Source organism: Burkholderia sp. MSMB1835 (assembly GCF_001526365.1).
GTDB lineage: Bacteria > Pseudomonadota > Gammaproteobacteria > Burkholderiales > Burkholderiaceae > Burkholderia.
Genome location: NZ_LOYP01000042.1, coordinates 579,607 through 590,439, shown reverse-complemented (window position 1 = coordinate 590,439; position 10,833 = coordinate 579,607). Strand labels below are relative to the sequence as shown.

Annotated in this window: 8 protein-coding genes and 1 rRNA gene; 1 reads left to right on the top strand and 8 read right to left on the bottom strand. The window is 65.5% G+C overall.

The features are described 5' to 3' along the window. Positions 1-45 precede the first annotated feature (45 nt). The 8 genes from WS96_RS18900 to phnS form a co-directional block, all read right to left on the bottom strand. Positions 46-1,578: ribosomal RNA gene (locus tag WS96_RS18900) — 16S ribosomal RNA — on the bottom strand. Between the two features lie 506 nt (positions 1,579-2,084). Continuing rightward, positions 2,085-2,639, bottom strand: a complete 555-nt coding sequence (locus tag WS96_RS18895) for a phosphonate degradation HD-domain oxygenase (protein ID WP_059834501.1) — start codon at positions 2,637-2,639, stop codon at positions 2,085-2,087. A gap of 4 nt (positions 2,640-2,643) precedes the next feature. After that, positions 2,644-4,098 carry a phosphonoacetaldehyde dehydrogenase gene (phnY, locus tag WS96_RS18890; protein ID WP_059834499.1) on the bottom strand — a complete coding sequence of 485 codons (1,455 nt, stop codon included), beginning with the start codon at positions 4,096-4,098 and terminating at the stop codon, positions 2,644-2,646. Continuing rightward, a complete protein-coding gene (gene phnA, locus WS96_RS18885; RefSeq protein WP_059834497.1) occupies positions 4,095-5,402 on the bottom strand; it encodes a phosphonoacetate hydrolase in 1,308 nt (435 codons plus the stop codon). The genes phnY and phnA overlap by 4 nt, the downstream gene beginning before the upstream one ends. Next, a complete protein-coding gene (gene phnV / locus WS96_RS18880) occupies positions 5,399-6,259 on the bottom strand; it encodes a 2-aminoethylphosphonate ABC transport system, membrane component PhnV (protein ID WP_059834495.1) in 861 nt (286 codons plus the stop codon). Before phnV ends, phnA begins: the two co-directional genes overlap by 4 nt. Beyond that, entirely contained in the window at positions 6,249-7,169 is a 921-nt protein-coding gene (gene phnU / locus WS96_RS18875; protein WP_034206098.1) for a 2-aminoethylphosphonate ABC transporter permease subunit, read from the bottom strand. The genes phnV and phnU overlap by 11 nt, the downstream gene beginning before the upstream one ends. After that, entirely contained in the window at positions 7,147-8,250 is a 1,104-nt protein-coding gene (gene phnT / locus WS96_RS18870) for a 2-aminoethylphosphonate ABC transport system ATP-binding subunit PhnT (RefSeq protein ID WP_034206097.1), read from the bottom strand. The genes phnU and phnT overlap by 23 nt, the downstream gene beginning before the upstream one ends. 34 nt (positions 8,251-8,284) lie before the next feature. Beyond that, complete coding sequence (gene phnS / locus WS96_RS18865) at positions 8,285-9,376, bottom strand: 2-aminoethylphosphonate ABC transporter substrate-binding protein (protein ID WP_059834493.1); 1,092 nt, start codon at positions 9,374-9,376, stop codon at positions 8,285-8,287. A 261-nt stretch (positions 9,377-9,637) separates the two neighbouring features. On the opposite strand from phnS, the gene WS96_RS18860 reads away from it, so the two are divergent. Then, positions 9,638-10,747, top strand: a complete 1,110-nt coding sequence (locus WS96_RS18860; RefSeq protein ID WP_059834491.1) for a 2-aminoethylphosphonate--pyruvate transaminase — start codon at positions 9,638-9,640, stop codon at positions 10,745-10,747. Positions 10,748-10,833 lie beyond the last annotated feature (86 nt).

Sequence of the window (10,833 nt, the reverse complement as noted above, 5' to 3'; positions counted from 1 at the left end):
ACAGCCGATAAGCGTGAGCGCTCAACTTGTGCGAGATAGCTCTGGAAAGGAGGTGATCCAGCCGCACCTTCCGATACGGCTACCTTGTTACGACTTCACCCCAGTCATGAATCCTACCGTGGTGACCGTCCTCCTTGCGGTTAGACTAGCCACTTCTGGTAAAACCCACTCCCATGGTGTGACGGGCGGTGTGTACAAGACCCGGGAACGTATTCACCGCGGCATGCTGATCCGCGATTACTAGCGATTCCAGCTTCATGCACTCGAGTTGCAGAGTGCAATCCGGACTACGATCGGTTTTCTGGGATTAGCTCCCCCTCGCGGGTTGGCAACCCTCTGTTCCGACCATTGTATGACGTGTGAAGCCCTACCCATAAGGGCCATGAGGACTTGACGTCATCCCCACCTTCCTCCGGTTTGTCACCGGCAGTCTCCTTAGAGTGCTCTTGCGTAGCAACTAAGGACAAGGGTTGCGCTCGTTGCGGGACTTAACCCAACATCTCACGACACGAGCTGACGACAGCCATGCAGCACCTGTGCGCCGGTTCTCTTTCGAGCACTCCCACCTCTCAGCAGGATTCCGACCATGTCAAGGGTAGGTAAGGTTTTTCGCGTTGCATCGAATTAATCCACATCATCCACCGCTTGTGCGGGTCCCCGTCAATTCCTTTGAGTTTTAATCTTGCGACCGTACTCCCCAGGCGGTCAACTTCACGCGTTAGCTACGTTACTAAGGAAATGAATCCCCAACAACTAGTTGACATCGTTTAGGGCGTGGACTACCAGGGTATCTAATCCTGTTTGCTCCCCACGCTTTCGTGCATGAGCGTCAGTATTGGCCCAGGGGGCTGCCTTCGCCATCGGTATTCCTCCACATCTCTACGCATTTCACTGCTACACGTGGAATTCTACCCCCCTCTGCCATACTCTAGCCTGCCAGTCACCAATGCAGTTCCCAGGTTGAGCCCGGGGATTTCACATCGGTCTTAGCAAACCGCCTGCGCACGCTTTACGCCCAGTAATTCCGATTAACGCTTGCACCCTACGTATTACCGCGGCTGCTGGCACGTAGTTAGCCGGTGCTTATTCTTCCGGTACCGTCATCCCCCGACTGTATTAGAGCCAAGGATTTCTTTCCGGACAAAAGTGCTTTACAACCCGAAGGCCTTCTTCACACACGCGGCATTGCTGGATCAGGCTTTCGCCCATTGTCCAAAATTCCCCACTGCTGCCTCCCGTAGGAGTCTGGGCCGTGTCTCAGTCCCAGTGTGGCTGGTCGTCCTCTCAGACCAGCTACTGATCGTCGCCTTGGTAGGCCTTTACCCCACCAACTAGCTAATCAGCCATCGGCCAACCCTATAGCGCGAGGCCCGAAGGTCCCCCGCTTTCATCCGTAGATCGTATGCGGTATTAATCCGGCTTTCGCCGGGCTATCCCCCACTACAGGACATGTTCCGATGTATTACTCACCCGTTCGCCACTCGCCACCAGGTGCAAGCACCCGTGCTGCCGTTCGACTTGCATGTGTAAGGCATGCCGCCAGCGTTCAATCTGAGCCAGGATCAAACTCTTCAGTTCAAACCTGTTACTGTTTTCGGTTCAGTTAAGAACCGGTCGCTCACTCAAAGCTGACAGGAATATGAATCACTTCATAAACCTGACTTACTTTAGTGTGAGACTCTTGATACTTTTGCTATCTGATCCGAGGATCAGCTCGCTTCCATCAAGCGCCCACACTTATCGGCTGTTAATTTTTAAAGAGCATTCTGCGAGGGAACCTGAAGTTTCCCGGCAGCGCTGCGTTTTCAGCAGCAGAGAAGCGAGATTATGAACCGTGTTTCGCAGCTCGTCAACAACTTTCTGCACTACATCGTTGCGACTGCGGGGCCATCTTCCTGCGCCGTCGGGCTCGTTACTTCCGAACCTCAACAGCACCGCTTCCCTTCCTCCCGCGCCGTGTTTCTGTTAGCGCGAAAGAGGCGTGATTCTATGCATCCGCCGGCAATCGCGCAAGGGGTTTCGCAAAAAATATAAGGCGCCGCACGCTATCGCGTGCGGCGCCTTATATAGAAGCAGCCGAACCGTCAGGAGGCCGCGCGCACCTGGCGCGCGACGATCTCCATATAGTGGTCGAGATCCGGTGTCACCCTGCCTTCTTCCTTCGCCGCGTCGTCCCAGCGACGCAGGCGCAGCGCGTCCTCCGCGAACGGGCGCTGCAGGAACGCTGCCGCCTCCTCTTCATTGAAGATGCCACCCTGTAACGCCAGGCTGCGCACCGAGTCCGGCGACAGGCTCTCGAAGTAGCCGGCATCCGTGCGGCACAGGCACCGCTTCGCGTCGACGTGCAGCCGGATCGGCTCGAGCACCGCATCGTTGAACAGCGGCCGCAGGAACGGCAGCACATAATACTGATGCAGATCGTCGATCCCGCGCGCGCTCGGTGTCTCGCCCTGGCGATTCAGCAAATGGCCGAGGTCGTGCAGGAACGCCGCCGCGACCAGCGCTTCGTCCGCCCCGGACGCCTCCGCCAGCCATCCGCTCTGCAATGCATGCTCGAGCTGCGTGACCGGTTCGCCGCTATAGGCCACATGGCCATGCTCGCGATACAGCCCGTGGATCTCTTCCACCGTCAGCGCCATCCGTTTACTCCCAAGGCAGCGAAAACGTCTTCAGGTTCGTGAAACTCTTCATCGCCTCCTGGACGCCTTCCTTGTAGCCGAGCCCCGAATCCTTGACGCCGCCGAACGGCGACAGTTCGATCCGGTATCCCGGCACTTCCCACACGTTCACCGTGCCGACGTTCAGTTCGTTCACGAACCGCACGACGGCCGCCGTGCTGTCCGTACAGACACCCGACGACAGCCCGAACGCGGTGCCGTTGCTGATCCGGATCGCGTCGTCGATCGTGTCGAACGCGACGACGGGCGAGACGGGGCCGAAGGTCTCCTCGCGCACGATCGTCATCGACGGATCGACGTTGTCGAGCACGGTCGGCGCATACAGCGCGCCGCGCCGCACATTGCCGGTCAGCAGGCGCGCGCCCTGCGCGACCGCCTCGTTCACGCGCGCCTCGAACAGCCGTGCCGCCGCTTCGTCGATCACCGTGCCCATTTCGTTCGCGGGATCGAATGGATCGCCGTATTTCCATGCGCGCGTCTTCTCGACGAGCAAGTCGGTGAACGCGGGCGCGATCGAGCGCTGCACCAGCATCCGCTTGACGGCCGTACAGCGCTGGCCCGAATTCCGGTACGAACCGAGCACCGCGAGCGACGCCGCGCGGTCGAGATCGGCATCGGCGAGGACGATCAGCGGATCGTTGCCGCCCAGTTCCAGCACGATGCGCCGGTAACCGGCCCGTGCGGCAATCGCCTTGCCGATCGCGACGCCGCCGGTGAACGTGATCAGCGACGCATGCGGATGCGTGACGAGTTCGTCCGCGAGCTCGGCCGGGTCGCCGGTCAGCACCTGCAGCATCGGCTCCGGCAGCCCCGCTTCATATAACAGGTCGGCCAGATAGAACGCCGACAGCGGCACCTTCTCCGACGGCTTCACGATCACGCGATTGTTGGTCGCGATCGCCGGCGCGATCTTGTGCGCCACCTGGTTCATCGGATGATTGAACGGCGTGATCGCGACGATCACGCCGTCGAGCGGCTGCCGCTGCGAGAACACGCGCCGCGCCTTGCCGTGGGGCGTCAGGTCGCACGAGAAACTCTGCGCATCGTCGCGCAGCGCCTCGACCGCCGCGAACTTCAGCACATCGGCCACACGGCCGATCTCGTAGCGCGAATCCCGTTTCGACAGCCCCGACTCGAGCGTGATCAGGTCGGACGCTTCCTCGGTGCGCTCGCGCAGCAGCGCGGCCGCACGTTCGAGAATCTGCGAACGCTCGTAGCGCGTGAGCGTCGGCCGGTAGGCCATCGCGTAATCGAACGCCGCGCGCACGTCGTCGACGCTGGCGAGCGGCGCGGTGCCGACGCGTGTTCCGGTGTACGGATCCGTGACGTCGAGCGTGCGCTCGCGCATCGCACGCGTGCCGCGCCAGCGCAGTGCTTCCGCACGAAACGACGGATGATCCTGCCGCGGATGAGCCATCATGTCGCGATCCGGTTCAACACGAAATCGAACACGTCGAAGTTGCGCGGGCGACGTGCGGGATCGTCCCGCTCGATACGGCGATTGAACAGCAGCGGCACTTCCTGCTCGGACACGCCGCCATGCGAACGCAGCGGCACCGTGAGGCCCGACAGGTCGTGTTCGCGCTCGCGCGTGCCGAGCGTCATGTCGCGGCGGCCGATCACGACGAGATCGCCGATCCGGTCGGCCGGCAGTTCGAAGCGCGCGGCGGCTTCCGCGTTGTCGAGCACGAGCTCGACGCCGTCGAGGCTGCCGACGCGCCACATCGCCTCGGCCCGGTCGACACCCGGCGCCAGGTAGATCGTCGCGAACGAACCGAGCGCACCGTGGTGCACGACGTACGGATCGGTGATCGGCAGGATCACGCGCGCAGCCTGCGCGCCGTACCAGCCGTCGAAGGCATCCTGCAGATAGATCACGTTCGGCCGGCCCGTCGCCGGATCGTGCTTCGCGTTCATCCCGTGGTCGGCCGTGAGGCCGATCGCCCAGCCGAGCGCGTCGAGCTGGGCGAGGTAGCCGTCCATCATCGCGTAGAACGCGTTCGCGCCGGGACTGCCCGGCGCGCACTTGTGCTGCACGTAGTCGGTGGTCGACAGATACATCAGGTCGACCTGGCGCGTCTGCGCGAGCCGTACGCCGGCCGCGAACACGAATTCGGACAATGCCGCGCTGTACACGTCCGGCGACGGCAGGCCGACCCAGTCGAGCACGTCGACGATCCCGTTTTCCGCGAGATTGGCCTGTGCGGCCTTCTCGGCCGAAAAGCAGATGCCGTTCAGCCGCCAGCCGAGCAACCTGCGCAGCTTGTCCTTCGCGGTCACGACGGCCACCCGCGCGCCGACGTCGGCCGCCGCCGCGAGCAGCGTGCCGGCTCGCAGATAGGCCGGATCGTTCATCATGACTTCGGCGCCGCGCCCGCCGTCGGCGGTGGGGTCCCAGAAATAGTTGCCGCAGATGCCGTGGATCGACGGCGGCACGCCGCAGACGATCGACAGGTTGTTCGGGTTGGTGAAGGTCGGCACGACGCAATCGGCGCGCCAGGCCGTGCCCTCCGCGATCATCCGGCCGATGAACGGCGCGACGCCCGCTTCCACCGCGCGTTCGAGATAGTCGTACTCGCAGCCGTCGACGCAGACGACGACGGTCGGCTCGATCGGCAGCCGGTAGCACCGGCCATTGACGTCGATCGAGCGTCCGGCGAGACCGGTCGACGCGCCGGCGGGCGACGCATCGCCGGGATGGCGCAACGCGAACGCGGCGTTCACGATGCCGCCCGCGAACCGCGCGGCACGCGCGCGGCGATCAGCAGCAGCGCCGCGAGCGACGCGCCGAGCATCATCAGCGACAGCGCCGACGCCGGCAGGTAATAGCCGCGCTCCACCTGGCCGATCACGACGATCGGCACGGTCGCGAAGCCGGGCGGATAAACCGTGAGCGTCGCGCCGAGCTCGCCGAGCGACAGCGCAAAACCGAGCGCGAGGCTCGCGCGCAGCGCCGGCACGAGTTGCGGCAGCAGCACGCGGCGCAGCACCATCGCGGGCGGCGCACCGAGGCTCGCGGCGGCTTCGCGCAAGACGGTCAGCTCCGGACGCAACGCGGCGGCGGCGCAGCGATAGCAGAACGGCAGAATCAGCGCCAGTTGCACCAACACGACGATCGCCGCCGAGCTCGACAGGTCGAGCGGCTTCTGGTGATACGCGATCAGCACCGCGAGCCCGAGCACGACGCTCGGTACGCCGTTCGGCACCATCACGAGCGCGTCGACGACCGCGCCGAGGCCGCGCCGGTCGCGCCCTTCGAGCGCGAGCGCCAGCCACAGCCCGAGGATCGTGCCGAGCGCCGATACGCCGAAGCCGATTTCGAGGCTCGTCAGCAGCGCGTCGTATTCCTGCGAGCCGAGCCGCTCGAACCAGCGCAGGCTGTAGCCGGCCGGCAGGATCGTGCCCGACCACTGCGTCGACACGCTCGACAGCGCGACGACGATTACCGGCAGCACGAACAGCCAGAAGCACGCGAAGGCGGCCAGCGCGAGCGCGACGCGCGACGCATGCTTGAGCAGCGCGTCGGTCCAGCCGATCGGGTGGCGCGGCACGGCTTGCCCGATACGGAATTCAGCGGACATCGTTTCCTCCCGTCGCACGCCGGTTCACCCGGCGATAAACCGTATACAGCGCCAGCGACAGCGACAACATCACGACCGCGCCGGCCGATGCGGTCGGCAGATCGAGATCGACGGTCGCGCTGCTGTAGATGGCAACCGGCAACGTAACGAGCCGCGCACTGCCGAGCACGAGCAGAATCCCGAATTCGTTCAGCGTCAGCAGGAAGCACAACACGGTGCCGGCGGCGATACCCGGCCACGCGATCGGCAGCACGACGCGGCGCGCGAGCATCCAGCCCGGCGCGCCGAGGCTGCGCGCGGCTTCGATCAACCGCAGGTCGAGCGTCGCGAACGACGCGAGCGTCGGCCGCACGACGAACGGCGTGTAGAACACGGTCTGAGCAAGGATCACGCCGCCGATCCCGAACAGGAAGTCGAGCGGCGGGTTCTCGAGATGGAACAGGTGCTGCAGCGCGATGCTGATCGAGCCTTGCGAGCCGTACAGGAAGATCAGCGTGAACGCGACGAGGAACGACGGAAACGCGACGTACAGCTCCAGGAAGCGCGTGACGAGCGATGCGCCCGGAAACGGCCTGAAGAACAGCAGCGCAGCCAGCAGCACGCCGAGCACCGACGCGGTGCCGGCGCTCGCGAACAGGACGCCGAGCGTGGTCAGCAGCACGTTGCGCGTGTCGGGATTGCCGAAGAAGGTCCGGTACGCGGCGAAACTCAACCCGTGATCGCCCGAGACGCTCAGCAGCACGAGCTTCACCAGCGGATAGACGACGAGCGGGCCGAGCACGACGATCGCGAGCGCGGCCAGGTGCAGATCGCCCATGCGCCTGCGACGCCGCGCGGCGGCGGCATGGGCGGCGGCCGACGCGAGCACGTGCGGCGGCAGGCCGGTTTCAGGGCTCGATAAGGACGACATCGTCTGCCTCGCAATGCAGGGACACGCGCGCACCGCGCTCGGGGGCCGCGCCGCGACCGCGTTGCATCGTGACGCGCACGGGCTCGTCGGGCGCCGCGTCGATCACGACCGCGATCGACAGGTCCGCGCCCTGCCATTCGACCGACGACACGGTGCCGTGCAGGCCGCCCGCCGCGGGCGGCATCACGGTCAGCCGCTCGGGACGCACGCATGCGACCTTGCCACGCACTTCGTGGCGCGGATCGCCGAGCGGGAAGATCACGTGCGGCGGCAGCAGGTTCGCCGGGCCGAGATAGCGCGCGACGTAACCGTCGCGCGGCGCGTCGTACAACTGCTGCGGCGTGCCGAGCTGCGCGATGTGGCCGTCGCGCATCAGCAGCGCGCGGTCGGACAGCACGAGCGCGTCGTCGCGATCGTGCGTCACGCAGACGACGGTCAGGTTCGGCAGACGCTCGTGCAACGCCTTCAGTTCGCTACGCACCGACGCGCGCAGGTTGGCGTCGAGCGCCGACAGCGGCTCGTCGAGCAGCAGCACGTCCGGCTCGATCACGAGCGCGCGGGCCAGCGCGACGCGCTGCTGCATCCCGCCCGACAGTTGCGCGGGCAGATGGTGGCCGGCATCGCCGAGTTGCACGAGCTTGAGCGCGTCGGCAACGCGGCGCGTCACTTCCGACGACGCCATGCCGCGTGCGCGCAGCCCGAATGCGACGTTCTCGAACACCGACAGGTGCGGGAACAGCGCGTAATTCTGGAACAGCAGACCGAGGTTGCGCTTGTGCGGCGGCGCATAGGTCAGGTCGCGTCCGGCCACGGTCAGCGTGCCGGTCAGGCCGTCGGCCTTCACAAACCCGGCGATGAAGCGCAGCAGCGTCGTCTTGCCGCAGCCGCTCTTGCCGAGCACGGTCAGAAATTCACCGGCGCCGATCGACAGCGACAGATCGTCGAGCACCGTGCGTGCGCCGTAGCGCACGCTCAGGTGTTCGATCTGCACGCCGCCCGGCGCGCCGGACCGCAACGTCGCGTGCGGTTCGGCGGCGCCGAATGCGCCGGGATGGGTCAGGGTGGTTTCCACCGGGTTCATCCTCTTGCTCGCTGATACAGGCGGCGTACGCCGATCACTTCGGCTTGACGACGTCGAGCTGCTTGCCCGAGCTGCCGATCACGTCCTTCTTCCAGCGCTCGATCCACACCGGCTTCTTCGCCATCACCTGGGTCCAGTCGACCGGAATCAGCTTCACGCCCGCGATCGCCTTCTTGACCGCTTCGCCGTTCTTGCCGGCCAGCGGCACGTCGGTGCGGCCCGGGATGCCGTACATGTCCGGCACCTTCGACTGCACTTCCGTCGACATCAGGTAGTCGATCAGCTTCCGGCCGGCGTCCTGGTTCGGGCCGCTCTTGATCAGGCCGATGCCGTACGGGAGCTGGAACGTGGTCGGCTGGTCGCCTTCCTTCGCGGCCAGGAAGATCGGCTTGACGGACAGCGCGCCGTGCTCGGCGTCGTCGAGGTCCATCTGCAGGTCGCCGTTCGCGACGCTGATCTCGTTACGCGACAGCAGCACGTTCAGGTAGCCCGTGCCCTTCGTGTGGAACTTCACGCTCTGCGACAGCTTCGCGAGGTAGTCGAACGCCTTGTCCTCGCCCATCAGCGACGTCGTCAGGATCAGCACGGCCATCCCGTCGCCGGCGGTGGCCGGGTTCGAGTACGCGACCTTGCCGGCGTAGGCCGGCGCGAGCAGGTCGGCGAACGTCTTCGGCTGGTTCTTCACGACGTCCGGGTTGATCGCGAACGAGAAGTAGTTGTTCACGAAGGTCGCCCACGTGCCGTCCTCGGCCTTCGCGATGGCCGGCACGTTCTTGTAGTTCACGCTCTGGTACGGCTGCAGCAGGCCCATCTGGCCGGCTTGCTGGATGAACGGCGGCAGCGTGACGATCACGTCGGCCTTCGGGGAATTCTTCTCGATGTTCGCGCGGTTCACCACCTCGCCGCTGCCTGCCGTCACGACGTTGACCTTCACGCCTTCCTTCTTCTCGAAGGCCGGCAGCACATCGCGATAGAGGTTCTCGAGGCCGTCCGCCGTGTACAGCACGACCGCGTTTGCCGCATGCGCCGGCATCGCGGCGCCTTGCAGCAGACCGGCGGCGCAGGCGGCCAGCGCGAGCTTGCGGAACGCGCCGGCAGCGGCGCGCGAGGGTTTCTGCAGTGTCATCTCACTTCTCCGTAGGCGGAACACCAAACGGCCGGGGCACGATCCGGCTCTCCTGTCGTCTCCGGGCAGGCCGCCTGGCGGCCCGCCTCGCTACCGCGCTCAGGCTGGGTGCGGCGCGGCAACCGAAGGATCACAGCGTTCGATGACAAACCCGTGACGAATGCCACAATTTCCAAAAAATGACACATTTTGCCACTATCATGCAAGTCATTCAGAAATGCCGTCCCGCGTTTCATTCGCCCTTTGCCGGAGATAAAAACCATGCCCGACCCGATCCTGCTCACGCCCGGCCCGCTCACCACGTCCGCCACAACACGCCACGCAATGCAACATGACTGGGGGTCGTGGGACGCCGCTTTCAATCGACTGACGGCCAGCGTCTGTGCCGACCTCGTCGCCATCGCGGGCGGCGGCGATGCGTACGTGTGCGTGCCGATGCAGGGCAGCGGCACGTTCTCGGTCGAAGCCGCGCTCGGCACGCTTGTGCCGCGCGACGGCGTCGTGCTGGTTCCCGACAACGGCGCGTATTGCGCGCGCATCCTGAAGATTCTCGGCCGGCTCGGTATCGACGCGATCCCGTTGCCGTTCGGCGAAGACGCGGCCGTCGACGCGGCGGCCGTCGAAGCCGCGTTCGCCCGCGAGCCGCGCATCACGCACGTCGCGCTCGTGCACCTGGAAACGAGCGCCGGGATCCTGAATCCGCTCGATGCGATCGCGGCTGCGTCCCGGCGGCACGGCAAGCGGCTGATCGTCGATGCGATGAGTTCGTTCGGCGCGCTGCCGATCGCGCTGGCGGACAGCGGCATCGACGCGCTGATCTCGGCCAGCGGCAAATGCCTCGAAGGCGTGCCGGGAATGGGGTTCGCGATCGTGCGGCGCGATGCGCTCGACGCGAGCGAAGGCAACTCGCCGTCGCTCGCGCTCGATCTCCACGATCAGTACGCGTATCTGCGCAAGACCGGGCAATGGCGCTTCACGCCGCCGACGCACGTGATCGCCGCGTTGCGCGCCGCGCTCGACCAGTACCTCGCCGAAGGCGGCCAGCCGGCGCGCGGCGCACGCTATGCGGACAACTGCCGGACGCTGGTCGAATCGATGCGCGCGCTCGGCTTCGTGCCGTTCCTCGACGCCAGCGTGCAGGCGCCGGTGATCGTCACGTTCCACGCGCCCGACCATCCGGCCTACGATTTCCGCCGCTTCTACGACGCGGTGCGCGACGCGGGCTTCATCCTGTATCCGGGCAAGCTCACGCGCCTCGAGACGTTCCGCGTCGGCTGCATCGGCGCGATCGACGCGAACGATATCCGGCGTGCGGTCGCCGCCATCGCGGCCGCGGTCGAATCGCTCGGCATCGCGATGCAGCACGCATGAAAGTGCGTGCGTGCCGGCCGCCCGCCGGCACGCGCAAATAAAAACGCCCGACGGCCGATCGGCCGCCGGGCGAATGCACCGAATGT